Genomic DNA, 24,488 nt, shown 5'->3' with positions numbered 1-24,488 from the left:
GACGGTAAAGGGGACGGATTTATTTGTTGCGCTTACAAATGCGATTTTGTACGGAACTAACCTTCCTCAAGGTGCCGTAAGGCCTGGCAGAAACACCTTTATTATGGATGTTTGATATGAAATATCTAAGTTTTTTTCTGATTGGTATTCTTCCAGGTTTAACTTTGGCTTCTGAGGGTGAGATATGCGATGTTCAGAAAGATTCAATAAGCTTTATTTCTGATTGGAAGGTTGGCGAAAGTAAGGTTAAGGTTTTGTCGACACAAGACGGCAAGGAGCTGTTAGTTGATCACGGAAGGATCGTTTTTGTAGGCGATCTGAATAACGATAATATCGATGACTTTATATTTGAGGCGTCGACGGGTGTCGGATCTAGCGGCGATCGGGTTTTTAGTTTTTTACTTCAATGTCACGGATATTTAAAGTTGATTGGCGCTGACTATTTTGCGAAGGTGGAAGTGCAGGAGTCGGGAGGTGGGCAGGGAGGCGTTTTTAAGGATATCAAAATTTTTTCTTGCAAGCGGGAATCAAACGGCAGAATCAAATACGAAGGCGGAGAGCCGTTGACTACTGCGCATGTTTGGCGATTTAACTCTGAGACTCAGAAGTATGAAGGGGAGTCAGAGTAGCTGGAGTCGACAAGCGAGGGTGAAATGGGGACAGGCCACGGTTTTAGTAGATACCCGAAAAGCGTGGTCTGTCCCCTTTTTTCCCTGAAACAAAAAGGGACCAGGTTTATTGTGCTCTGAGTTAGCGTCTTCCCCGTCGAGTGCTTTTCATAAAAGGTCTTTGTAATGAAAAAATTATTAATTCCTCTCATGGGATTGTCTTTAGCCGCAGTTTTGTCGGTGGCTCAGTCACATCCGGTGGTTATGTGTGGAGTTTCAATTCCAGATATCCCAGGCTTTAAATTGAATGTAAAACTTGAAGATGGTATTTGCTACGGAGAACTGGTCTCGAACGTAAGCTTAAAGCCAGATATTTTGACAGAAGAGAATGTTTTTTTAATTGAGCCTGTGGCGTTTGAGAAAAGCCTGGCTGCATCTGGCCGCTTTGATAGTAATGGTAAATATAAATACAGCTACGCTGCTGATGAAGCTTTGCAACAAGGGTCAGACACGGGAGAGGTGGATCTTGCTCATTTGTCAGCGTCGGGCTCCGCCGCAGTCAGAGTATTAATGTCCCCTTTTATGCTGTGGGACTCTGAAAAAGACAGAGCTGCAGCTGAGAGTAAATACTCGGTGAGAAAAAAGGGGCTGTGGTTCGACTGTTTCTATGGGTTAAAAGGCGTGAAAGAAGCAACAGTCAAGTTTTCTGCATGTGTACCTAGGTCGAACCTGAAAAGTGATCCTAAGTTATCTGATATTAGATCTTCATTTGAGGCTATGACACCGAGCAAAAATTAGTAGATACAGCGGGGTAGGGGGACGGGCTGTTAACTTAATCCGTCCCCCTCGTTCCGCTTACGTTTTCGCTTCCAGCCTTGCCGCGATCAATTCTTCTAAGTGATCCAACGCACGTTCCACCATGAGCTGCGCGCCATCGGCAATTCGACTCAGTGCCAATGCCACCGAGCGGTTTGAGCCTTCGACATCGTCCGCTAGTTTGGCGGCGATGGCGCTGATGGAAAGCATGTCTTCGGAGGCGTTGGCCAGGAGGGCTTCCGGATCAATGCCGGTGGAGATGGTGAAGAGTCTGCCTTTGCGGCGTTTGGACGGTTTGTCGATGGTAGGCGGGAAGTAGTGGGCGAAGGCGCGGTCGGCGGCTTCTTTGTCGAGCTGTTCAGTGTCGAGGGATTGTTCGGCGGGGGTGCCAGCGTTTTCTGGCGGGTTGGGCGTCACCTTGAACATGGGTGTATCTCCGTCTGTAGGTAAGGAGCGACCACCGTTCGCTTGCACGCAAATAAGGTGGCAGCTGTGCGCAGGTGTGCAAGACCGGGCAGACGGACCCGGCAGATCGCTCTCGAAAGAAGGATCTCCCGCGCACAGCCGCCATACAGTCGATAACGCGAGCAGGGATATGCCCGATCAGCGGCCAATGACGTTGCGCGTCGTCTTTTACCCGGACTTGCACGTCCGTGTCACCGTTTTTTGCGGTGACAAATCAAGGTTAGCGGCGAATGGGAAGGTCGGATAGTTCATGGAGGGCTCGGCGTCTTGCGGGAAATGTCCGACGAACATGACATCCGTTTAGCAGTAGATCGAAAGATCGTGACTTCTGTTTAAGTGGTTGCGACACAGCGAGGATCGGTCTGACAACAACGGCCTATCCACGTAACCGACGCCTACCGATGACAGATTTTTTGCTGGAGAAAGCCGGGAGTTAAAGAGCAGTGAACCCGACTCTCATAAGGAAATGAACATGAAAAAAATACTTCTGTTGCTCTGCTGCCTCTTCCCGCTGATGGCCCACAGCGCAGTCACCAGCGAATCACTCTGCTTCGAACTCTCCGAAACCAGCCCGGTAAAGTTCGAACTCCGCACTTATTACGACGAAGCCAGCAAATGGTCTGGTGGCTTTGTGAAGTACGCCAAATCCAATGAGCCCATTTCCATTGTTCTAACGGATTCAGAAAACGAAATTCTCGACCCGGACGCCCCTTGGCAGCACACCAGAACCTGGTCTGAAGTCGTCAACGGCAAGGTCACGGGTAGCTATGAGTTGATGACTCAAGGCTCACAGATCGTCTCGATGTCTTACACAAAGCAGTCCAACGGCAAGGTGTACAGCTTCGGATTCAATACCAGCATCGATTCCTCCCTGGAGTCCGGATGCAAATGGGAGTAGGGCGAGTACATGCAATTCAAAACTTTGGCGTTATCAATGCTCGGCCTGATGTGGACGATCCCGGCGTTGGCTGAAACCACCACGTTCAGCCCAACCAAAGGCGTCGACGCGACGCTGGTTCTCGAAGGTTCCACGCTGAATATCGCGGTTAAAAGCGAAACGCACAGCGATTCGCGGACAATCGATTTTGAAGCCGAGAACGAACTCCATGTGCAGTTCGACGATTTCAATTTCAACGGCGACAAGGATTTCGCGATCTGGCAACTCGATGACGGCATGGGCACTTACCACTACTACCGGGTGTTCATTTATCAAGCCAAAACCGGGACGTTCGAAGAGTTGCAGCCGGACTGTGGCGATGGCTTCGTTAACTTGCGCGTCGACCAAAAGCGCAAAGCGTTGCTCAGCACTTATTGGGAAATGAACAGACCCAAGCAATGCATCACCCGATTCACCAAACGCAAAGCCTGAATGACTCAAGGAAGAACACTGTGAACCGTTTTATTTTTACCCTGCTGGCCGTGCTGCTGCCGGTTTCAGCGGCCTATGCCCAGGATGACTGCAGCCATGTCACCTCAAGTCTGGAAATGGTGCCGTGCTCGGAGGCGGCGAAGAAGGCTGCCGATGCGCAGTTGAACGTCAGCTACAAGCAGTTGATGACGCGGCTTGAGTCTGACTATCGAGCAGATCCGGCGTTGGGCGCGGAGTACGCGGCGAAGGTTAAAGAGTCGCAACGTGCGTGGTTGAAATTGCGCGATGCGAACTGCCCTTTGGAGGCGTTCGAGATCGAGACGGGGATGCCGGCGCATGTGTTCGCCGTCAACTCGTGTATCGCCAGAATGAGCCGCGAGCGTTCGGCGTATCTGGACAAGATTGCGCCGGAACAGTCCGCGCATCTATCCGATAAAGGCAATGCCAGCGACGCTTGTCCATCCGAGGATTTTTTACCGTTCCTGGCAGTGTTTTCTGCCGATATCGAAGCACAGCGCCGGCTCACTGCGTTTACCGTCAAATCGCTGGTGTTAAAGCCAAAGGCCGACCCGGGTCGTTTCGAACCGGTGACCACGGGCGAGAAGGGGGCTGGGTTGGCCTATCCGTTGATGGCGCCTATCGAATCTCGCAAAACCCCGGGTGTTGTGATTTGGGAATACGACGACAGCCATTCCACTGTTGTGGATCGACGCGCCGGTTGGAGCAACGTCATAGCCTTCAACTTTTCCCGGCAGGCGTGTTGGGTGCTCGAGGGTGTTGAAGACTGGTCGATTCGGGAAAAAGATCTGGTAGCGGCGAGCACGCCGACGATGAGCAAGAAAGAAAGTTTCTGTTTCCAGCGTGCCGAGGCGTTCGAAGCATTGGGTGCGCCGGAAGACCAGCCTCGCACCGTTGAGTTGTTTGAGGCCACGCTAGAAAACTTGTTATGTGCAGCGCACTCCGGAGACCCACTCGCCAGTTATAAAGCAGCCATTCTGAGTCTCTCTGGCATGGCGTCGCAGGTGCCGACGAATACTTTGGAGTCACTATTCAAAGCAGCGGCCACCACTTTGCCGAACGGTGCGATGGGGCTTTCCGAGTTTTACTGCGACGGCAACGAGCTAACTTTTGACGGTCCCTGCAAAAATCCTGCGCTTGCAGAGCAAGCACTGATGGGCGCCGTGAAAATGGGCAATGCCACCGCGATCAGCAAGTTGGGATCTACCTTCGCGAGCGGCGAATGGGGTACCAAAGATCCATCCCGAGCCATGGCCTGTTATCAACTGGCTCTCGCGAAGGGTAGCGAAGGCGCGAGTTTCGGTTTGGAACACTTGAAGAAAAACTCCACCACGCCAATCAAACCCAGCTACTGCTACTGACAACCCCCGAAACCCCAAGCTTTTCCTTTAAACTCCCCACCCCCAAGGAATGCGCTCAGGACACGGAATGCCAGCCCCCTCGACCTCGCTTCGCCCAGCGCTAGTGCTCTGGCTATACGCCGCCGCGATCGTGCACATACTCGCCGGTCTCACCCTGACCTGGGCCGGGCATTCCGGGTTACTCGACGGCTATCTTCAAGTTCTCGAACTGGCATTCTGGGGCACCAACGCAGTACCCGCCGCCGGCCACGAACAACAGGTCTGGTGGCTCGCGCTGTTCGGCGCGACGCTGCAAAGTTATTCGCTGTACATGCTCGCGTTGGTGCACTTGGGCAATCGGTTGAAAGCCCCGGCAGTGTGGGGATGGTTGATCGCAGGCATCCTGTTATGGGCGCCGCAGGACATGTGGCTCTCGGCGCAACAACAGGTCTGGTCGCACCTGTGGCTCGACGGTTTTGCACTGTTGCTGCTTTTGCCGCCGCTGGTCTGGCTGTATCGCCATGACCGCCGGAAATCCGCTCCAGAAAAATCTCTGAACAAGTCCAACCCCTTTGCCAGCAGCGCCTACAAACGCGTGCTAATCACCGGCGGCACCGGGTTTATCGGCGAGGCCGTGGTCAACCAATTACTCGACGCCGGCCACACCGTGAGTGTGCTGGCACGTGATCCATTGAAAGCAGCGAATCTGCTCGACGGCCGCACTCGCTGTGTGCATTCACTGAGCGAACTCAGCCACGACGAAGCCTTTGACGTGGTGATCAACCTCGCAGGCGCACCAGTCGCCGGCCCGCGCTGGAGCCCCAAGCGTCAGACGCAATTGCTCGCCAGCCGAGTCGGCACTACCGAAGCGCTGATGACCTGGTTGAAGAACACCAAGCACAAACCCACGCTGTGGATTCAAGCCTCGGCCATCGGTTTCTACGGCGTGCGTGATGCCAGCGAAAGTCTCGATGAACACGCCAGCAAGGGCGACGGTTTCATGGCCGAACTCTGCGCGCGTTGGGAAGCCGCCGCGCAACCGGCCACTGAATTTGGCGTGCGTCAGGTGGTGCTGCGCCTCGGTGTGGTGTTCGGCTCCGGCGGTGCGTTGAAGCCGCTGCTGATGCCGTTCCGCCTGGGTTTCGGCGGGCGCATGGGCGACGGTCGGCAGATCATGAGCTGGGTGCATCGCGACGATGTGCTTCAGGTAATCGCCCGTGCCTTCGACGATGAAAGTTTGCGCGGCACTTACAACATGGTCGCGCCCGAAACGGTCACTCAGGCCGCGTTCGCCGCCCATGCCGGCAAAGTCCTCAAGCGCCCGGTGTGGTTCCACATTCCCGCCGCGCCGGTGCGGGCATTGGCAGGGGAGATGGCCCAGTTGTTCTTCGACGGTCAGCGCGTGGTACCGCAGCGTTTGACCGAGGCCGGTTACACGTTCCGCTATCCCACCCTCGACGCCGCTCTGCGCGATCTGACCTGAGGATTGCTCATGAGCAAGCCCTTGATGTACCTGCTGGCCGGCAACGGCAGCGCCGCCGATTGGTGGGATGACGCGCTGCCGCACTTCCAGCGCTACGACGTGGTGCCGCTGGAGTTGCCGGGCTTCGGCGCCAATCCCCAGCCCCCCTGCGAGCATCTCGCGGACTACGCGCAGACCTTACTGGCGATGACGAAGCAGGGCAGCGCGATCATGGCGGTCGGGGTCAATGCTCTGCTGGTGCTGCATGCGCTGCAACGGCGACCCGGGCACTTTTCGCGCAGCGTTTTATTGGCGCCGGTCGGGGCGTTTTTGTGGCAGCGTCGCTTGCCGGCACTGATGTCGCCGCTGCCGATCCGCAAGACCATTCACTGGCTGCTGTCGAACAAACCCACGCTGTTCGCGCGCAAGTTCTCCAACCAGACCTGGACACCCGCGCAGTACCAGCGCATGAGCGCCGGATATGCGCGCTGCCGGGCGTTTGTGCCGCATTGGGATCTGGTGCGGGCCGACACCGCGCTGCCGCTGCTGGAGTGGATCACCGATCCGGTCGAGCTGGTTTGGGGCGATCAGGACAACGTGCTGGGCGTCGAGCAAGCGGCGGCATGGTCGGCGATTCTGGCCCGCGCCGACCTGACCATCAGCCTCAAACCCGGTTGGGGTCACTACCCGTGGATCGACTCGCCCGCGCAGTTCGCGCAGTGGCTGGAGTCGGGCGAGCGTGGGTTTGTCGCGCACACCAAGGGCGGGCGTTTGCGTTTGGCCGAATTGGCGCGGCAAGCGGTGCCGGCAGCGCTGACGCTCAACGATTGCAATGATCCGCGTCTGCCAACATTTCTCGCCGCCCAACCTGATGTGACCTGGGCGGTGCGCTCCTCCAGTTATGGCGAGGATCAGGCCGATTCGGCGAACGCCGGTTTGAGCACCACCTATCTGCGCGAGCCGACCACCAATGTGCCGAAACGCATCGCCGAACTGACGGCCGAAGGCGTTGAGGAAGTGGTGGTGCAGCGCTTTATCACGCCGGTAGTTTCCGGGATCGCCTTCGTGCGCCATCTCTCGGTAGAACTGGAATGGGTTGAAGGCCATCTGGAATCGCTGGCCGACGGTCACGTCAGCCCTTCGCGGGCAACGCTTTCGCGACTCGGCGATGCCTGGCGCAGCGGCGCGTTCACGCCATCCCACGGCTTGACCGAAGAGCGGCTCTGGCAGTTTCTGCAAGACGTGTTGCGGGTGTTCCACTACGTGCCCGGCGACGTCGAATGGGCCTGGGACGGGGCGCAACTGTGGCTGCTGCAATACCGCCCGATCAGCGATTACGGCTGGCGCCGGCACCTCACCGCCGCGAACATCGCCGAGATCCTGCCGCCGCAACCGAGCGTTTTTGTGGAGTACGCCCAGCGCCGGGCAGCAGCAAGTATTCCGGCGATCATGGCGCGCTGGGATGCGCGAGTGTTGCAGGACAACGAGCCGTTCACTGCCGTGTTCGGCGGCGCGTCTTACATCAACAACGACCTGTTCCTCGCCCGACTCGCCGACTGGGGCATCAGCGCCAGCAACTACGCCGGTGAAGTCGGCGGCGCGACCCCGCATCTGCCGTGGCAGCCGCTGAAAATGCTGCGCTCGTTGCCGTTGTTCCTGCGCATGCAGCGCATCGCCCGTGGTCATCTGCTGACGCTTGAGCGTGGTTTGCAGCGCTTCGATCAAGAGCTTGCCGAACTCGTCGCCCAAGAGGCCGACGGCCAACAACTGGCGGACTGGTTCACTCGGTTTTATGTGTTTGTGGTGCAAGGCAATCTGTGCATCGCCACGGCGCTGGCCAGTAGCGGCGGCGACTGGCTCGGGCGTCCGCCGACCGCTTACGACAACCTTGAGAACAGCCCGCATCGATTGCCGTGGGAGACCGATCCAGGCACCCCTCGGCCAGCGGCGAGCGAATTGCCGCTCCAACCATTCCCGCAATGGTCAGGCCTGATCCGCCTCGCAAACGCGACCGGACTGCCGGGCCTGCGCGGTTACTACCTGCAAGTGCGCGAGTGGTATCGCGACAACCTGATGCGCATCTTCTTCCGCCTGCACCACGCTATGCCACTGGCGGACCGCGAACACTGGTTTGCGCCGCATCCGGATGTACGCGCCCGCGACGGTAGCTTCTGGCAGGACGGTCGCGAGGGCGCTGAGCAGGCCACCGGGTTCATGATCTACCCAGGGCAGGTGCAGGGTGTTCTCGGTGAGGACATCTTGCTGGAAGACACCCTCGATCCGGGGCGGCATGCGCACTATCAAGCCGCGCGGGCGGTGATTGCGCGGATGGGTGGGCGGTTGTCCCATGGCTCGACGTTGCTGCGTGAGTTGCGCAAACCGTCGGCGGTGATGCCGCAGGTTGATCCGGCGTGGGTGGGGTGTGAGGTGTTGTACCGGGATGGTGAGTTGGAATTGATCAATTCGAAGGATACGAAGTGAAACGATTGCTGGTGTTATGTGTGAGCTGGTTGCCGATAGCGGTTATGGCGGCAGATGTTTGCAATCAGGAAGCTGACTCAAAATATTTCTTATCGCCATGGTCGCAGAGCAGTGAACATCCGGAAGACATACTTTCCAGTCTCGATGGAAAAGAATTTTCTATCGAGCCGGGCCACGTGGTTTTTCGCGGCGATCTAAATGGCGATGGCATCGAAGACTTCATCTTCAATTCCCGCGTCGGCATTGGCTCATCAATGGATAGCACATTTGCCTTCCTGATCCAGTGCCGTGGTTATTTGAGGTATTCGGGCGGCGATTACTTCGCCGGGGTCAAAGTTCTGGACGGCCCACCCAAGAGGGGAGGTGAGTTCAAGGACATCGAGATCTACTCCTACATCAGGGACAGGCGCGGGCGGATTCTCTACAAGGGTGGAAATGCCATGACCCGGCCACATCTGTGGCAATTCGACCCGCAGGCACAGCGTTATGAAGGGCAGGCTGAGTAAGCCGACGGTCCCCACTGCATTTACGGAGTTACTACGTGAAAGGATTTTCGGCTCTTCTCGGCAGCTTGATATTGGCGGCCACATCCATGGCATTCGCCGCCGACCCCGACTTCAAGGATTACACCGTCACCCCGGTATTCACCGGCCCCCATCATGAGCTGGTGCCGCAAGAAAACAGTAACCCGGTGATGGATCAGGCACGGGTGCAAGCCCTGAAAGGCAAGGTCAACTTCGCCGGCCATTACATCCTGCACAGGCTCGGCTGTGGCGGCAGCGCCATTTGCGGCGAAGTGCTGGACGCCCAGACCGGTGAAGTGGTTGGCGGTCTGCCGAATGCTTACGACGGCAGCACGTTCGGCATGGTTTACCACCCCGAGAGCCGCTTGATCATCGTGTCGGGCATCACGCTCGACGGCGAAGAAGATGCCCAGGGGAATGCGTTGGAAAGCAGTAACCGGGATCGTTACTACGAGTTTGTTAACAATGAGTTTCGGCTGCTGAGCATGACCGACGTGGAATCGTCGCCGATGGATGAGGAGTGAGTGGATGAACTGTCTTCTCGCGAGCAGCCTTTCGCTGCTGCTCTTGCTTCCAGCGTTTGCCGCTGCCACCGACAGTAACTTTGCAGAGGATCCGCCAATTGTCGGTATCGACGGGCACACGGTTACGTTTCGAGCGACAAAATGGACGATGCCCGGCGTTGAGTCGGCGACCGCATGGTTCACCGCAAACGGTAAAACCTTCCCGCTCTTCGGCGCCGACATTGGCGCCGATGGGCACTCCAATATGCTCAGTCCTGACAAGAAAACTCTGCTGCTCGATCCAGTGATCTTCGGCATGTTGTCGCTCGAAAACGGTGAAGAAAAACTGGAGTCGCAACAGCATTGCGTTGTGATCTCCATGGAGACCGGATGCGTGCTGGCTGATCGTTGGGCCACTTATTGTGTCGGCCAGTGGAAGGGCAATCAGTGGGTATCCGACGCCGGCGATGTGCTCACTCCCGCACTGGAGACGAAATCCCCCAAGGATTTGCTGAAATATGTCTCAAGTATCGAGCCGGCGCAGTCCCGCGCAGAGTCCATCGAATCGAGCCTGGACTTTTTAAGTCCCGAATCCTACATGGCGTGTCATCCCCCGGCGCAAAATGTTCAAGCCTACAACGACCTCGGCTTTTATCTGGCCGAGGGCGGTAGAGATGAGCTGGCGTTGAAGTTTTATCGCGGCGTTGAGGCGGTCGGCAAGCGCACGGTGTTGATGTTGAACATGGCGGATTCATTGTGGCGACTGAACAAGAAAGACGAAGCGCAGCGCTATTACCGCGAGTACGGCGAAGCGATGACTGCCGCTGGCAAGGCACAGAAAATTCCGCAACGAGTCGTTGAGCGATCAAAGCTTCAGGGAATGAAAAATTGAACAGGTTTGCCCGCTTTATCGTGTTGGCTCTTGGGCTGATGTCCGCTTCAATTGCGTTCGCTGAGGATACTTGCAAGGTCATTACCGTGAGTTGGCAATACCTTGAATGTGTTGAAGCCGACCGTAAAGCGGCCGACGCAAAACTAAATGCCAGCTACAAAAAACTCATGGCGCGCTTCGCTTCTCAGCGAGAGGAAGAACCTGCACAAGCTGAGGCGTTTATGGCAATCGCCAAAGATTCACAACGTGCCTGGCTCAAGTTGCGCGACACCACATGCTTGCTGGAGGCCACAGAAGTACAACCGGGCTCACAGGCGCAGTCCTTGATGATCAGTCTGTGTGTGGCACGGATAAGTCTGGAGCGTGCCGGTTATCTGGACGCGATCGCATCCGATCGACCGAGTGATGTGACTAATATCAGTCAAGTGTCTGGATCTGCCTCTCAACGCTTCGGCGATGTCGTGGCTCGCTACGTCAGTACCTTCGGCAATCCTTGCCTGACTGTTCAGATTCTCGCGCCTGACGGGAACTGGAGAGTGCTGTCGTCCAGGCAGTTTTGCACTTTCGATGGCAAGACATTCTGGAGCGACTATGCCGACGCAGGTTTCAAGGATCATGCGTTTGCCGAGGACGGATTACACGTAACGCTCAGCCTGACGGAGCTTCGAGGGCCCGGAGAGAAACGTCTCGCCTGTGTAATTCCGATTCAGAACGAGCAAATCAAAGAGCTGAAATGTGGCGCACCTGAATCATCGTGATGCCCTCGCGCTAGTTATTGAAGATTGATCAATTCGTCGATCAACAAGGAAGTAATGGAAGTGAACAGGTTTTCAAGTTGTGTGTGCTTGCTCGCATCGATCATCGGTCTTACCGCGCAACCGGCAACGGCGGATGACTTGCAAACCATCAAGCAAATGCATCCGCCGGTGGTGGCATCAGTGGGCGAGCAGAAGATCACCGTGTTGTTCTTGAAGAACACACTCAAAGGTCAGACGACAGGTGCCTACGTTCCCGGTGGTGAGGTTTTTTACACGACGATGAGTGCCACGAAGCCAGAACTATCGTTTGTGGCGCCGCTCATAGGAGATGAAGTCGCATCGGTGTTTTTCTTCGAACGCAAATTCCCTGAGCGAGCGGGGAAGTCCCTGTACGTGCTCATGAGGCAGAAAGAGTCAAACGGTGGTTTCGAAGGCTACACCTATTGGACGCTGGAGTTGCCACTCATCAAGCAGGGCGAGCAGTTGTCGTTGCGTTTTTTCCGTGGTGATCCGCCAGACCCTGAATTGCAGGATTGCCGAGACGGCCGAGACCTTGAAAACGGCGTCGATGTTGTGTGTGCCTACAAGGATGCGGCGAGTATCAAAAAGCGCCTGGCAGACCTCGATGCAAAGATCATTGCCGATTCAAAGCTTCAACAAGACCTGCGCCAGAAATCGCCCAAAACTAACGGCGACGTGACCAGTGTCGCTTGCCCCTCGCCCGACTTTTCAGCGTTCCTCGCAGTCTTCTCCGAGCGCGCCGATGTGCAGAAATCCTTCGTCCAACAGCCGCTGAAAATGGTCACGACTGTGGCCGGTGATCCTGAGCCTGAGATGGAAAAGCGCAGCCTGAGCGGAGAGGAACTCAAGTTTCCAATCATCCCGGATCAGGCCAAGCGAGAAGTCCAAGGCCTGACATTGACCGTCAAGGAAGAGCAGGGAGGTCACGCCGTCGCCATCCTGCAGAAGCCGGATACCGACTATGTCTTCGAATATCGGTTTGTCCGGGGGCAATGCTGGCGGTTGGAAGAAGTGATGGATTATTCGCTTTAGATTGGCGGCATGCGCTGGCGGGGCCGCATTGGCGTTTTCAGAGAATGAGATAAGAGGGATTTGTGAAGAGATTATTTTTGATGCTGTTGTTTGTGTTGCCGCTGACGGCCCACAGTGAAGTCGCCACCGAAGTTTTTTGTTTTCGTTCGCAGGAAGGCAAAAATATCAATTTTGAATTCAGAACCTATTTCGACTCTGTTGCAAAATGGAGCGGTGCGGGCGTCAAGTACAGCAAGTCGAAGCAGGCTATCGGCCTCGTTCATCGCAATACTGAACAAGAAGAATTGGTATATGGGCGTCCCTATCAGTACACGACTACTTGGGTAGAAGTGGTTGATGGTGCGCTGACGGGTGAGTATCAGATGGTCACTCAGGGTGGTCGTGTTGATTCGATGACGTATACGAACTACAAGTCTGAAAAAAAGTATTCGTTCAGGCACGATTTCAATATGGATGCTTCACCTGAGACAGCCTGTCAGTGGTGAGCCTTGGTTCATCAAAAAGGGGACTTAACGTCCCCTTTTTCCATCCGTAAATCCCGTTACGACTTGGCCTTCACACTCCGCACTTCAATGTGATCAAGCATCCCTTCGACCATCAACCGCACCCCGTCCGCCATTCTGCTCAGGGCCAGCGCGACCGAGCGGCGGGAGCCGTGGAGGTCGTCGGCCAGATCGCAGGCGATGACGCTGATGGACAGCAGGTCTTCCGAGGCGTTGGCCATGAGGGCTTCGGCATCGGTGCCGGGGGAGAGGCTGAAAAGGCCGCCCTGACGTTTGGGGCGGGGTTCGGCGGCGGGTTTGAAATGGTGGTCGAGGGCGCGCTCGGCGGCTTCATGGAATTTCTTCGAATTGGGGGATTCGTAGGGCGAGGTTGCTTCAGTGCTGAATGTTTCATCGGTCATCGGTGTAAATCCTGAGCAGTTAATTGATTTCCCCGAGTTCGGACTTGCACATCCGGCCACCGATTTTGCGGCGACCCACAGAGCCTATCCACATCGCACCAACTCGCCTAGTTCATGGACAGCCCGGCACTTTGCAGGAAATTTCCCATGGATTTGCAGGGCGGAAGATCAAAAGATCGCAGGCTTCGCCAGCTCCTACAGGGATGTGTTTCAGCAGGTGTAGGAAAGGTGAGTGGTGAGACGCGGAGCGTCTCGGGATGCATTCCCACGCGGAGCATGGGAACGATCAGCGGCTGAACGCTGAATCGTGACTTGGTAGTCATCGTGCGGGAAATGGACTGCATCCTCTTCCAATAGAGGCAGATAGTGGCGTTATCGTTTGAATCCCTTACACTGCGCCGGCCGTTCATTTTCCTTTTGAGGCTGTGCGCATGAAATTTCGTTTTCTTCTGTGGATGCTGGGTCTGTTGATGGGTAAGGCCAGTCGGACTAATCCTGCGTTCCAGCAGCAGTTGGGTGACAAGGATCTGGTGTTTCAGATGCAGACGCTGGACGGGAAGGTGGCGCGGCATTTCGTGGTGAAGAATCAGCGGATTACCAGCAAGTCCGGCACTTATGCCGAGCCTGCGTTTGCGATTGCCTTTAAAGATGCGGCTTATGGCTTTGCCACGATGCAGGCGAAGAACAAGCAGTTGGCGTTTATGCAGGGGATTCAGGACAAGTCGATCCAGATCAAGGGCAATCCGGCGCTGGTGATGTGGTTTCAGGGATTGATGAAGTATTTGAAGCCGAGGAAGGCTAAGCCTAAGGCTTGATGCGGGCAGTTGGACCGAGTTGGATTCATCGCGAGCAGGCTCGCTCCTACAGGGATTGTGTAAAACCTGAGGGAGCGGGCCTGTTTGCGTTTAGGCCTGGCTGAACTGCGAGGCCAGTTCGCGCAGCAGGACTTCGGCTTCAAGCACTTTGCTGACGACGTCGTTGGCTTTGTCGCGGGTCAGGCCGACGCGTTCGAGCAGGGCGTCGGGGATGTCTTCATCCGGGCCGGAGCCGATGCCACGGCTGCGCAGCAGGCGCACGGCCAGGCAGACGAGGTTTGGGTATTCGGCATAGGCGCCGTCGTAGCTTGGGTCGTGCTGGAAGCGCAGGGCGGTCGCCAGTTCGTCCGGCATGTCCCAGTAGCGCATCAGCCACGAGCCGATCTGTTCGCGGCTGATACCGAGCAGGTGTTGCTCGATGTAGCTGTGGCACAGGTGCGGGTTGACCTCCAGATGGCGGCAGATCAGCGAGAAGTGCGGCGGGAACACGTGGGCCAGCAGCAGGTAACCGAAGTTGTGCAGCAGGCCGGCCAGATACGTCAGGCCGGCTTCCGGGCGCTGGGCGCGCGGCATGGCGCGGGTCAGGCCTTCGATGACGGCGGCGGTGTAGATCGATTGCTGCCAGTACGGCGTGGTGTGTTGCGGATGATCTTTCGGCAGGCTCAGGGTCTTGCCGAGCGCCAGGCCCAGTGCGAGGTTGATCACTAGGTCGAAGCCGAGCACGCGGACGATCGCGTCTTCCACCGAACGGATCTTGCCCGGCGACGCGTAGTAGGGCGACGCCGCCCAGCTCACTACTTGCGCGGCCAGTGCCGGGTCGGTTTCGACCACGCCGGTGATGTCGTCGATGGTGGCGTTCGGGTCTACACGAAGCTTGATGATTTTTTGCGCTGTCTCGGCCAGCGGCGGAATCTCGATGGTCGCTTCCAGGCGTTGCTGAATGCGCCGCGCGGTGAACGCTTGCACGGCCTGGGTGATTTCCTCGCGGTCGTCGTCCGGGCGATCAAGGTTCGGGCGGATGCTGCTCAGGGCTTCGCCGAAGTTGGCGGCGCTGGCCTTGGTCAGCATGGTCTTGAAGGCTTCGCTGGCAATTTCCAGCAGCACGCCCGGCTCGCCGGAGTTGATCAGCAGCTTCGGCTCACGTAGCAGGCTTTCTTCGTAGAGGCACGGCGAACTGGTCAGTGCCGGCAGACCCGGCAGCAGGCTCAGGCTGTGTTTGCCGAGCATCTTTTCCAGGCGCTCGGTGGAGACGGCGGTCAGGCGACGGCCCGTCAGTTCGGCGAGGCGGTTGAGATCCAGCAACTGGCTCTGGGGAAACAGCACCATCAGCGCACCGACCGCGTCGTCCAGCAACACGGCTTGCACTTTGCGCGAAGCATTAAGGCCGTGGTGGTCGAGCACTTCTTCGTAGGCAATGCCCAGCTTGTTGAGCAGCAGCCGAATAACAGACGGAGCGTGCGGAGATTCGGGGGCGAGAGCAGCTTCGGTCATGGTCTGTATCCGTTTTTGAAACAATTGCACGAGTATAACCAGCTTGGTTGGAACGAGGGTTCAGAAACTGCGACGGTGCTCACACTTGGCCGTATTGCTGCCCATGGCGCAGCCAGCGGTCGAGCAAGGGGCTTACGTGCGTCGGCCAGCGTTCCAGCAAAGCTTGCGCTGCATCGCGCACGGCGGGCAGAAGGTCGGCGTCGCGCATCAGGTCGGCGACCTTGAATTGCAGCAGGCCGGTCTGGCGGGTGCCGAGCATTTCGCCGGGGCCGCGCAGTTCGAGGTCTTTTTCGGCGATGACGAAACCGTCGTTGGTCTCGCGCATGATGCCCAGGCGCTGGCGACCGATCTGTGACAGCGGCGGATGGTAGAGCAGCACGCAATGGCTGGCGGCGCTGCCCCGACCCACGCGGCCGCGCAATTGGTGCAACTGCGCGAGGCCGAGGCGTTCGGGGTTTTCGATGATCATCAGGCTGGCGTTGGGTACGTCGACACCGACTTCAATCACCGTGGTGGCGACCAGCAGTTGCAAGTTGCCGGCCTTGAACTCGGCCATCACCGCGGCTTTTTCGACGGGTTTCATGCGGCCGTGGATCAGCCCGACTTTCAGCTCGCCGAGGGCGGCGGTGAGGTCTTCGAACGTGGTCTCGGCGGCCTGACAGGTCAGCTCTTCCGACTCTTCAATCAGCGTGCACACCCAATAGGCTTGACGCCCTTCGGCGCAAGCGCCGCGTACCCGCTCGATGACTTCGACGCGGCGGGTGTCGGTAACCAGCACGGTGTTGACGGGGGTTCGACCGGGCGGTAATTCGTCGAGGATCGAGGTGTCGAGGTCGGCGTAGGCGCTCATCGCCAGCGTCCGCGGAATCGGTGTGGCAGTCATGATCAGTTGATGCGGGCACATGCGCCCGCCGACGCCTTTCTGCCGCAGCGCCAGACGTTGCTGTACGCCGAAGCGGTGCTGTTCGTCGATGATCACCAGCGCCAGATTCTTGAACTGCACTTCGTCCTGGAACAGCGCGTGGGTGCCCACCACCATCGGCGCGCCGCTGGCGATCTGCTCCAGCGCGGCGACGCGATTCTTGCCCTTGAGCTTGCCGGCCAGCCACGCGACTTCAATGCCCAGCGGTTCGAGCCAGCGCTTGAAGGTGATGAAGTGTTGTTCGGCCAGGATCTCGGTCGGCGCCATCAGTGCAACTTGATAGCCGGCCTCCAGCGCTTGCAGCGCAGCGAGGGCGGCGACCACGGTTTTACCCGCGCCAACGTCGCCCTGAATCAACCGCAGCATCGGTTCGTGCTGGCTCAGGTCGTAGGCGATTTCGTTGCCGACGCGTTGTTGCGCACCGGTCGGGCTGAAGCCGAGGTTGGCCAGATATTTCGGCGGCAGCTTTTTCGCTTTCGGCATGGCCGGCGCGCGTAGCGAACGCATGCTCTCGCGCAGGCGTTGCTGGGACAGTTGATGCGTCAAAAGCTCTTCGAAGGCGAGGCGATGCTGGGCCCAGTGATGACCGAGGGCGAGTTCATCGACGTCGGCATCGGCGGGCGGGTTGTGCAGGTAGCGGATCGCATCGGCCAACGGCGCCAGTTGATAGTCACGAGCCAGCTCGGTCGGCAGCCAGTCCGGCAGGGTGTCAGGTTTGAGCATCGTCAGCGTTTGCATGCATAGCTGGCGTAGTCGCGCCTGGGTCAGGCCTTCGGTGAGCGGGTAGACCGGGGTCAGGGTTTCATCCACCGGCGGTGGCTCGTCGCCAGTGATGGCGCGGTATTCCGGGTGGTAGATTTCCAGTCCTGATGCGCCGGGTCGGGCTTCGCCGTAGCAGCGAACTCGCGTGCCGCGCTTGAGGCCTTCTTTCTGTGCGTTGCTGAAATGGTAGAAGCGCAGACTCAGGCCGCCGGTGCCGTCCTGCAATCGCACGACGAGGCTACGACGACGACCCATGACCACGTCAGCGCCGCTGACGGTGCCTTCGACCACGGCGTCCTGTCCCGGACGCAAGTGGCCGATAGGCACCACGCGGGTGCGATCCTGGTAGCGCAGCGGAAGGTGGAACAGCACGTCCTGGAGATTCTCCAGACCGACCTTGGCCAATTTCTCGGCCATGGCTTCGCCGACACCCTTGAGTGCCGTCACCGACACTTGCGACAGCTCCGTCATGACGCTTGCTTAACCGGCTGTAACCGGTGCCGCTGGCTTGGCCACCGAGCACAGGCGAATGGAGTCGGCGAGGATCTCGATGGCTTTCGGTCGCGGGAAGCTCGCGCGCCAGGCAATCGCCACGGTGCGGAATGGCACCGGCGGCGACAATGGCCGCACTTCGATCACGCCCGGGGCATAATGATGGCTGTCGACGGCCGACAGCGGCAGGATCGAGATGCCCAGGCCAGACGCGACCATGTGGCGAATGGTTTCCAGCGAACTGGATTCGACGGTGGTGTGCTTGGCGCCGTCGTTGCCCTTGGTCAGGGTCGGGCAGGCTTCGAGCACTTGATCGCGGAAGCAGTGACCTTCGCCGAGCAGCAGCAGGCTCTTGTCGTTGAGCAGGCCGGCGTCGATGGTTTCTTTTTGCGTCCACGGGTGCTGGGCCGGCATCAGGACGTAGAACGGCTCGTCGTAGAGCGGCAGGGTCAGCACGTCGGCTTCGTTGAACGGCAGGGCGATGATGACCGCGTCGAGCTCGCCGTTGCGCAGTTTGTCGCGCAGCACATGGGTGAAGTTTTCTTCGATGTACAACGGCATCTGCGGGGCGACCCGGTGCAGTTGTGGAATCAGGTGCGGGAACAAGTACGGGCCGACGGTGTAGATCGCGCCGACTTTCAGCGGGGCTGTCAGCTGGTTCTTGCCGGCCTGGGCTAGCTCGCGAATGCCTTGGGCCTGTTCCAGTACTTTCTGCGCCTGGGCGACGATGCCTTCGCCGACCGGCGTCACACGCACGGCACTTTTGCTGCGCTCGAAAATCAGCACACCGAGTTCGTCTTCAAGTTTCTTCACGCCCACCGACAGGGTCGGCTGGCTGACGTGGCATTTTTCGGCGGCGTGGCCGAAATGCTGCTCTTGGGCGAGGGTGACGATGTAGCGTAATTCTGTGAGGGTCATAGCAAGCGTCCATGAAGATGCGGGCCAAGCATACCGGCTGCGATCGATAGACGCACGTTATCAGACTGAGGGAGGAGTGCGACACCGGGCAATGTGGGTTTGCCGTTGCTAGAAAGGCAAAAAAGCAAAAAATCGCAGCCTGCGGCAGCTCCTACAGGGGGGAATGTGGAATCCTGTAGGAGCTGCCGCAGGCTGCGATCTTTTGATCTTGCTACTTAACGGCGGCGTTCGAGCGAGTAAACAAACGGCGCAACAATTTCGATCGAGCCATTGGTCAACATGTCGGCCGGTGGCTTGGGTAGCGGCTGCGCGCGGCGGATCATTTCCAGGGTGGCCCGGTCCAGATCGGCGTTGCCAGAGCGGCCCACCAGTTCGAACGACAGCACGTTGCCTTCGCCATCGACCACGAAACGCAGTCGGTTCAAACCTTCCTTGCCCCGTGCCTGAGCACTGGCCGGATACTTTTTGTACTTGGCCAGATGCGCGAGCAGGGTGCCTTGCCAGCTGGCCTTGGCGGCCAATTGTGCCGGCGACGGGCCTGGTGCCGGTGCCGCGGATTTCTCCGTCGGAGCCGGAGTCGGTGGCGTGTCGGCCGGTTTTTCCTCTGAAGGTTTTTCCTTCGGCGGATCGGGCAGCTTTTTCTCGATCGGCTTCGGCGGTTTAGGCTTTGGCTTCGGTTTGGGTTTCTGCACTGCGATTTCGGCTTTCGGCGCTTCGGCCAATTTCGGAATCGGCAGCTCTTCGACCGGCGCAGGTGGCTGCGGTGGCGTGACGACTTTCGGCGGTGCAGGCGGTGGCGGGGCCGGAACCGGTGCCAGCTCGACCATCATTGCCTGAGGCGGCAATTCGATGGGCGGGCGGGTCGTCCAGTTCAGCGCCAGCGCGATGGCCAGCGCGTGAACGCCCAGCACCACGGCCAGGCTACCGCTGTAACGCGTCAGCTTATGGCGCGTGGTGATCATTTCTTGACTGCGCTCTCGAGTCCGACCAAACCGACCTTCAGGTAGCCTGCTGCACGCAGGTTATCCATCACGCTCATCAGGTCGCCGTAATCCACGCCTTTGTCAGCCTGGAAGAAGATGGTGGTGTCTTTCTTGCCTTTGGTGCGCGCGTCGAGGGTGGCGCCCAGTGCTTCAGGCTTCACTTCGTCTTCGCCGAGGAACAGGCGCTGGTCAGCCTTGACGCTGAGGAACACCGGTTTCTCCGGCCGCGGCGCCGGTTTGGCGGTCGAGGCAGGCAGGTCGACTTTGATGTCCACCGTGGCCAATGGAGCGGCCACCATGAAGATGATCAACAGCACCAGCATCACGTCGATGAACGGCGTGACGTTGATTTCGTGGTTCTCGGCCAGATCGTCGTCTGCGCCTTCTTTCAAATGCAGGCCCATGGCCGATTACCCCACTTTCACCATGTGCGGTTGCGAGCTGCGCTCAGGCTGGTGATCGAGGTCGCGGCTGACCAGCAGCAGGACTTCTGCCGAAGCGTCGGACACCTGCGCCTTGTAACCGGCGATGGAGCGGGCGAACACGTTGTAGATGACAACGGCTGGAATCGCTGCAACCAGACCCAGTGCGGTGGCCAGCAGTGCTTCAGCAATGCCTGGGGCCACGACGGCGAGGTTGGTGGTCTGGGTTTTGGCAATGCCGATGAAGGAGTTCATGATGCCCCACACGGTACCGAACAGGCCGACGAACGGTGCGGTGGAACCGATGGTAGCCAGCACGCCGGTGCCGCTGCTCATGTTGCGACCACAAGCGGCAACCAGACGCTCGAGACGGAAACTGACGCGTTCCTTGATGCCTTCTTTCTCGCGGCTGTTGGCCGACAGGCGCATCTCTTCCAGCGCGTCGTGCACGAGCAGGTTGGCGAGGGTGCCTTCCTTGCCCGCAGTGGAACTGGCTTCTTTAAGGGTGGTGGCTTTCTTCAGCGCGGCGATTTCACCCCGCAGACGACGCTTGGCACCCATCAGCTCAAAGCCTTTGGCGATCCAGATGGTCCAGGTGATGATCGACGCGATGGCCAGACCGATCATCACGATTTTCACGATGATGTCGGCGTTCTGGTACATGCCCCATGGCGACAGGTCGTGGGCCATGCCCAGGCTGTTGTCGGCTTCGAGGGCTTGAGGGACTTCGGCCGGTGTGGCATCGAGGGTCTGAACAGGGGCTGTTGCGTCAGGTGCGGCAGCCGCGGGAGCGCTCTGCTCGGTGGCGGCTGGCGTCGCAGGCGCTTGGGCGTCGGCGAAGGCGGCGGTCGGTGCCAGCATCAGGCTGAGCAGCAGAGCTGCCACCGCGCTCCAGGCGCGAGGTCGGTTGGTTGGCGAAGCGGGGATTTGATTACGTGTCATGCTGGCCGGACCTGAGATAGAAAAACGATGATGCTCTTCCAGGCCTCGTGAGGCCGAGAACAAAAGTGGCCTGCATTATTGCAAGTAATTCTTGTTAACAAAAGTAATAGAGTATCTTTTTTTCCTTGATTGCTAGCCGCACGTCTCCTGCCAAGGCTAGTCTGTCCCTTTCCGATGGGAGTTTTTTGATGTCCGCGCCTTCTATTTTGATTGCCGGTTGTGGTGATGTCGGCAGTCGTCTGGCCAAGCAATTGTTGACCGCTGGGTGGGAAGTTCATGGCCTGCGCCGTGATGTCTCGCGTTTGCCTGAGGGTGTCATCGGTGTTGCCGGCGACCTGTTCAACGAAGACTGTCCGGCGACCTGGCCCGTCGGTGCCGTGGATTACCTGGTGTATTGCGCAGCGGCGACCGATCACGACGAGGCCGGCTATCGCGCGGCTTATGTGCAGGGCTTGCAGAACGTGCTGAGTTGGCTGGACGACTATGGGCAAGTGCCCGAGCGCCTGATCTTCGTGTCCAGCAGCAGTGTCTACGGGCAACTGGACGGCGAGTGGGTGGATGAGACTTCCGAAACCGTCGCCACCGGTTACTCAGGTCGATTGATGCTCGAAGCCGAGCAGGTGGCACTTAACAGCGGTATCCCGGCGAGCGTCCTGCGTCTGACCGGTATCTACGGTCCGGGCCGTGAATGGCTGCTGACTCAGGTACGTCGTGGTTATCGGGTTGCAGTTGATCCGCCGCTGTATGGCAATCGCATACATGCCGATGACGCGGCGGGCTTGCTGGCGTTCCTGCTGGATGCTGATCATCGAGGTGTGGCGCTGGAGCAGTTCTATATTGGCGTCGATGATGCACCGGCACCGTTGGCCGAAGTGGTGGGCTGGTTGCGTGAGTACCTCGGTGTGACCGAGTGGGCGGAGGATGCCAGTGTGCGGCGTACCGGTAGCAAGCGGTGCAGCAATGCCCGGGCGAAGGCCTTGGGTTGGACGCCGAAATACCCGAGTTACCGCGAAGGTTACGCGGCGATCCTTGAAGGAAAATGCTGACTTAAAGACGCCGAAAACACCTGTGGGAGCGAGCTTGCTCCCACAGTGTTATGTGTTGCTCTCAGGTACGTTTACTGCTTCTCGAGCAACCACTTTCGTTCGCCTGGCGTGTACTGCGGCATTTCATCCGCCAACGCCGTGTTCACGGCCTGGAAGATTTCCAGTTCCTTGCCCTTGCGCGCAAAGATATAGGCATTGCCCTGACCGTTGAGTTGCAGCCACATGTTGTCATTGGTGCTGCTCATCGACGCGCAATCGCCCGCCAGGCACAACGCATAGCGATCGGCACCCGGCAAACCGGAGACCTGGCCATCGGCCTGGAACTGCACGGTGCCGCCTTCGCCTTGACCACTGGCAATTGTCCAGCTGCCGCCCATGTAGGCCGAATACAGTGCCCGTTCGAAACTGGCCCCGATCGGTGCGCCTTCCGGCACCGGAATCTGTGCGCGGTCGAAGACCTGTTCCGGTTCGTTTTCGCTGGCGGCTTGCTGCAGTTGCCCGCCGTCGCGTTTCAGCTCGCTGGCGGAGCTGCCATAGAAGTCGACTTTCCAGGCGCCAGACTGTTCGCCCAGCAGCCGTCCTTCGACGTTCTCAAAACCGTTGGTATAGCGGGCCTGACCGGCCTTGGTGTTGACGTCCCACTCCAGGTTCGGGCCGTAGGCCTGAAGCGCTTCGCGCAGGGGGCCGCCCTTGGCTGCGGCATCGATCGCCACCTGGTTGATCCAGGTGCCGCTGATGTCACGGTCGGCAGGGTTGCTGGCGCAGCCGCCGAGGAAAATGGCGAGCAGCGGGAGAGCTAGCGCTTTGCGCATGGTGGAATCCTTTCAAAACCTTTTCTTGCTGAGCAGTCGGCGCGGCATCTTAAGGCCGCGCCGTGCGCATCACTCGATGACCAGAATGGCATCCATTTCAACCTGCGAACCCTTTGGCAGGGCTGCCACGCCGATGGCGGCGCGCGCCGGGTATGGCTGGTCGAAATACTTGCCCATGATCTCGTTGACCTTGGCGAAGTGGCTCAGGTCGGTGAGGAAGATGTTCAGTTTGACGATGTCCTTGAACGAACCGCCGGCGGCTTCGGCCACGGCTTTGAGGTTCTCGAACACCTGGACGGTCTGGGCTTCGAAGCCTTCCACCAGTTCCATGGTTTTTGGGTCCAGAGGAATCTGGCCCGACATGTAAACGGTGTTGCCAGCCTTGATTGCCTGGGAGTAGGTGCCGATGGCAGCCGGCGCCTTGTCGCTGGTGATAACAGTCTTGGTCATGTATGACTCCTTGTAATGGTGGGCTCAGGCACGCATGCGGGTGATGCGGATCACTCCGGTCAGGGCGCGCAGTTTCTTGATCACACGGGCCAGGTGCACACGGTCGTGGACGCTGACCACCAACTGGACGACGCTGATGCGACCATCGCGTTCGTCCATGCTGATTTTCTCGATGTTGCCGTCGGCTGCGTTGACGCTGCTGGCGAGCAGCGCAATCAGGCCGCGCTGATGTTCCAGCTCGACGCGCAGCTCGACGTTGAATTCGCCGGTGACATCCTTGGCCCACGAGAGCTGGATGCATTTTTCCGGGTTGTGCCGGATTTCGCTGATGTTGCGGCAGTTGTCCAGGTGCACGACCATGCCTTTGCCCGCCGACAGGTGCCCGACAATCGGGTCGCCCGGGATCGGCGTGCAGCATTTGGCGTAGCTGAGTACCAGGCCTTCGGTGCCGCGAATCGCCAGCGGGCCTTCAGGGCTTGGTAGTTGTTCGCCTTCGCCAAGCAGACGACGGGCGACCACGTAAGCCATGCGATTGCCCAGGCCAATGTCTTCCAGCAGGTCTTCGATCAGTTCGAGGCGATACTCGGCGAGCATCGCCGCGACGCGTTCGGCCGGAATTTTTTCCAGCGCGCTGTCGAAGCCGTTGAGCACCTTGTTCAGCAGGCGTTCGCCAAGGCTGATCGACTCGGAGCGGCGTTGCAGTTTCAGCGCATGGCGAATGTGTGTTCGCGCCTTGCCGGTGACCACAAAGTTGAGCCACGCCGGGTTCGGCCGTGCGCCGGGAGCGCTGACGATCTCGACCGTGGAGCCGCTTTGCAGCGGCTCGGACAGCGGTGCGAGACGGCGGTTGATCCGGCAGGCGATGCAACTGTTGCCAACATCGGTGTGCACCGCGTAGGCGAAGTCGACCGCCGTGGAGCCTTTGGGCAGCTCCATGATCCGGCCTTTGGGCGTGAACACGTAGACCTCGTCCGGGAACAGGTCGATCTTCACGCTTTCGATGAATTCCAGCGAGTTGCCAGCACGTTGCTGCATTTCCAGCACGCCCTTGACCCACTGACGGGCGCGGGCATGAGTGCCTTTCGGTTGCTCATCACCACTGGATTTGTACAGCCAATGGGCGGCGATGCCGTTGTTGGCCATCTCTTCCATTTCGCGGGTGCGGATCTGGATCTCGATCGGCACACCGTGCATGCCGAACAGCGTGGTGTGCAGCGACTGATAGCCGTTGGCCTTGGGA

At 58.6% G+C, this 24,488-nt stretch carries 26 protein-coding genes; 15 read left to right on the top strand and 11 right to left on the bottom strand.

The annotated features are described in order from the left end of the window. The first annotated feature begins 116 nt into the window (after positions 1–116). Complete coding sequence (locus ACIOVB_RS17600; RefSeq protein ID WP_401269817.1) at positions 117–629, top strand: hypothetical protein; 513 nt, start codon at positions 117–119, stop codon at positions 627–629. A gap of 165 nt (positions 630–794) precedes the next feature. Next, a complete protein-coding gene (locus ACIOVB_RS17595; protein WP_187677120.1) occupies positions 795–1,406 on the top strand; it encodes a hypothetical protein in 612 nt (203 codons plus the stop codon). A 57-nt stretch (positions 1,407–1,463) separates the two neighbouring features. Here the strand turns inward: ACIOVB_RS17595 and ACIOVB_RS17590 are convergent, their stop codons facing one another. Further along, entirely contained in the window at positions 1,464–1,850 is a 387-nt protein-coding gene (locus ACIOVB_RS17590; protein WP_187677119.1) for a DUF6124 family protein, read from the bottom strand. Between the two features lie 511 nt (positions 1,851–2,361). Here ACIOVB_RS17590 and ACIOVB_RS17585 point away from each other — a divergent pair. From ACIOVB_RS17585 to ACIOVB_RS17535, 11 genes are all read left to right on the top strand, one after another. Beyond that, positions 2,362–2,787, top strand: coding sequence for a hypothetical protein (locus ACIOVB_RS17585; RefSeq protein WP_401269814.1), 426 nt, complete (start codon positions 2,362–2,364; stop codon positions 2,785–2,787). 9 nt (positions 2,788–2,796) lie between these two features. Beyond that, entirely contained in the window at positions 2,797–3,258 is a 462-nt protein-coding gene (locus ACIOVB_RS17580; protein WP_401269811.1) for an XAC2610-related protein, read from the top strand. Between the two features lie 20 nt (positions 3,259–3,278). After that, positions 3,279–4,637, top strand: coding sequence for a lysozyme inhibitor LprI family protein (locus ACIOVB_RS17575; protein WP_401269808.1), 1,359 nt, complete (start codon positions 3,279–3,281; stop codon positions 4,635–4,637). A 67-nt stretch (positions 4,638–4,704) separates the two neighbouring features. Next, on the top strand, positions 4,705–6,099 hold the full coding sequence (locus tag ACIOVB_RS17570) for a TIGR01777 family oxidoreductase (protein ID WP_401269805.1): 1,395 nt from the start codon (positions 4,705–4,707) through the stop codon (positions 6,097–6,099). 9 nt (positions 6,100–6,108) lie between these two features. Continuing rightward, positions 6,109–8,559 carry an alpha/beta hydrolase gene (locus ACIOVB_RS17565; protein ID WP_401269802.1) on the top strand — a complete coding sequence of 817 codons (2,451 nt, stop codon included), beginning with the start codon at positions 6,109–6,111 and terminating at the stop codon, positions 8,557–8,559. After that, a complete protein-coding gene (locus tag ACIOVB_RS17560; RefSeq protein WP_401269799.1) occupies positions 8,556–9,065 on the top strand; it encodes a hypothetical protein in 510 nt (169 codons plus the stop codon). The genes ACIOVB_RS17565 and ACIOVB_RS17560 overlap by 4 nt, the downstream gene beginning before the upstream one ends. An 86-nt stretch (positions 9,066–9,151) precedes the next feature. Continuing rightward, positions 9,152–9,607: a hypothetical protein gene (locus ACIOVB_RS17555; RefSeq protein ID WP_401269862.1), complete on the top strand. Its 456-nt coding sequence runs from the start codon at positions 9,152–9,154 to the stop codon at positions 9,605–9,607. A 4-nt stretch (positions 9,608–9,611) separates the two neighbouring features. Beyond that, a complete protein-coding gene (locus ACIOVB_RS17550; protein WP_401269796.1) occupies positions 9,612–10,478 on the top strand; it encodes a type IV pilus biogenesis/stability protein PilW in 867 nt (288 codons plus the stop codon). Further along, on the top strand, positions 10,475–11,236 hold the full coding sequence (locus ACIOVB_RS17545) for a lysozyme inhibitor LprI family protein (RefSeq protein WP_401269793.1): 762 nt from the start codon (positions 10,475–10,477) through the stop codon (positions 11,234–11,236). Before ACIOVB_RS17550 ends, ACIOVB_RS17545 begins: the two co-directional genes overlap by 4 nt. Before the next feature lie 81 nt (positions 11,237–11,317). Next, positions 11,318–12,289 carry a hypothetical protein gene (locus ACIOVB_RS17540; RefSeq protein WP_401269861.1) on the top strand — a complete coding sequence of 324 codons (972 nt, stop codon included), beginning with the start codon at positions 11,318–11,320 and terminating at the stop codon, positions 12,287–12,289. Positions 12,290–12,351: 62 nt separating this feature from the next. Further along, entirely contained in the window at positions 12,352–12,774 is a 423-nt protein-coding gene (locus ACIOVB_RS17535) for a hypothetical protein (RefSeq protein WP_401269790.1), read from the top strand. 56 nt (positions 12,775–12,830) lie between these two features. Here the strand turns inward: ACIOVB_RS17535 and ACIOVB_RS17530 are convergent, their stop codons facing one another. Continuing rightward, on the bottom strand, positions 12,831–13,193 hold the full coding sequence (locus tag ACIOVB_RS17530) for a DUF6124 family protein (protein ID WP_401269788.1): 363 nt from the start codon (positions 13,191–13,193) through the stop codon (positions 12,831–12,833). Positions 13,194–13,624: 431 nt separating this feature from the next. Between ACIOVB_RS17530 and ACIOVB_RS17525 the strand changes: the two genes are divergently transcribed. Further along, on the top strand, positions 13,625–14,008 hold the full coding sequence (locus ACIOVB_RS17525) for an SCP2 sterol-binding domain-containing protein (protein WP_401269785.1): 384 nt from the start codon (positions 13,625–13,627) through the stop codon (positions 14,006–14,008). A gap of 90 nt (positions 14,009–14,098) precedes the next feature. On the opposite strand, the gene ACIOVB_RS17520 is transcribed toward ACIOVB_RS17525, so the two are convergent. The 6 genes from ACIOVB_RS17520 to exbB all read right to left on the bottom strand — a co-directional run bounded on the left by ACIOVB_RS17520 (position 14,099) and on the right by exbB (position 20,940). Next, positions 14,099–15,499: an aminoacyl-tRNA deacylase and HDOD domain-containing protein gene (locus ACIOVB_RS17520; protein ID WP_401269784.1), complete on the bottom strand. Its 1,401-nt coding sequence runs from the start codon at positions 15,497–15,499 to the stop codon at positions 14,099–14,101. A 79-nt stretch (positions 15,500–15,578) separates the two neighbouring features. After that, a complete protein-coding gene (gene recG / locus ACIOVB_RS17515) occupies positions 15,579–17,654 on the bottom strand; it encodes an ATP-dependent DNA helicase RecG (protein ID WP_401269781.1) in 2,076 nt (691 codons plus the stop codon). Between the two features lie 9 nt (positions 17,655–17,663). Then, positions 17,664–18,593, bottom strand: coding sequence for a hydrogen peroxide-inducible genes activator (locus ACIOVB_RS17510; RefSeq protein WP_187680335.1), 930 nt, complete (start codon positions 18,591–18,593; stop codon positions 17,664–17,666). Between the two features lie 215 nt (positions 18,594–18,808). Continuing rightward, positions 18,809–19,555, bottom strand: a complete 747-nt coding sequence (locus ACIOVB_RS17505) for an energy transducer TonB (RefSeq protein WP_305440488.1) — start codon at positions 19,553–19,555, stop codon at positions 18,809–18,811. After that, positions 19,552–19,980: a TonB system transport protein ExbD gene (exbD, locus tag ACIOVB_RS17500; RefSeq protein WP_095187912.1), complete on the bottom strand. Its 429-nt coding sequence runs from the start codon at positions 19,978–19,980 to the stop codon at positions 19,552–19,554. The genes ACIOVB_RS17505 and exbD overlap by 4 nt, the downstream gene beginning before the upstream one ends. Positions 19,981–19,986: 6 nt before the next feature. Further along, a complete protein-coding gene (exbB, locus tag ACIOVB_RS17495) occupies positions 19,987–20,940 on the bottom strand; it encodes a tonB-system energizer ExbB (protein ID WP_187680337.1) in 954 nt (317 codons plus the stop codon). A gap of 188 nt (positions 20,941–21,128) precedes the next feature. On the opposite strand from exbB, the gene ACIOVB_RS17490 reads away from it, so the two are divergent. After that, a complete protein-coding gene (locus ACIOVB_RS17490; protein WP_401269776.1) occupies positions 21,129–21,986 on the top strand; it encodes an SDR family oxidoreductase in 858 nt (285 codons plus the stop codon). Positions 21,987–22,057: 71 nt separating this feature from the next. Here the strand turns inward: ACIOVB_RS17490 and ACIOVB_RS17485 are convergent, their stop codons facing one another. The 3 genes from ACIOVB_RS17485 to ACIOVB_RS17475 all read right to left on the bottom strand — a co-directional run. Continuing rightward, the gene (locus tag ACIOVB_RS17485; RefSeq protein WP_401269773.1) at positions 22,058–22,798 is read right to left on the bottom strand and encodes a hypothetical protein; all 741 of its coding nucleotides are present in this window, start codon (positions 22,796–22,798) and stop codon (positions 22,058–22,060) included. Between the two features lie 69 nt (positions 22,799–22,867). Beyond that, a complete protein-coding gene (locus ACIOVB_RS17480; RefSeq protein WP_003229509.1) occupies positions 22,868–23,248 on the bottom strand; it encodes a RidA family protein in 381 nt (126 codons plus the stop codon). A 24-nt stretch (positions 23,249–23,272) separates the two neighbouring features. Beyond that, on the bottom strand, positions 23,273–24,488 hold a 1,216-nt coding region (locus ACIOVB_RS17475), incomplete at its 5' end, for a RelA/SpoT family protein (protein ID WP_401269771.1).

Source organism: Pseudomonas sp. NPDC087639 (assembly GCF_044743385.1).
Taxonomy (GTDB): Bacteria; Pseudomonadota; Gammaproteobacteria; order Pseudomonadales; family Pseudomonadaceae; genus Aquipseudomonas.
Note: the sequence above shows the minus strand (reverse complement) of the source record. Positions and strands in the feature narration are given on the sequence as shown.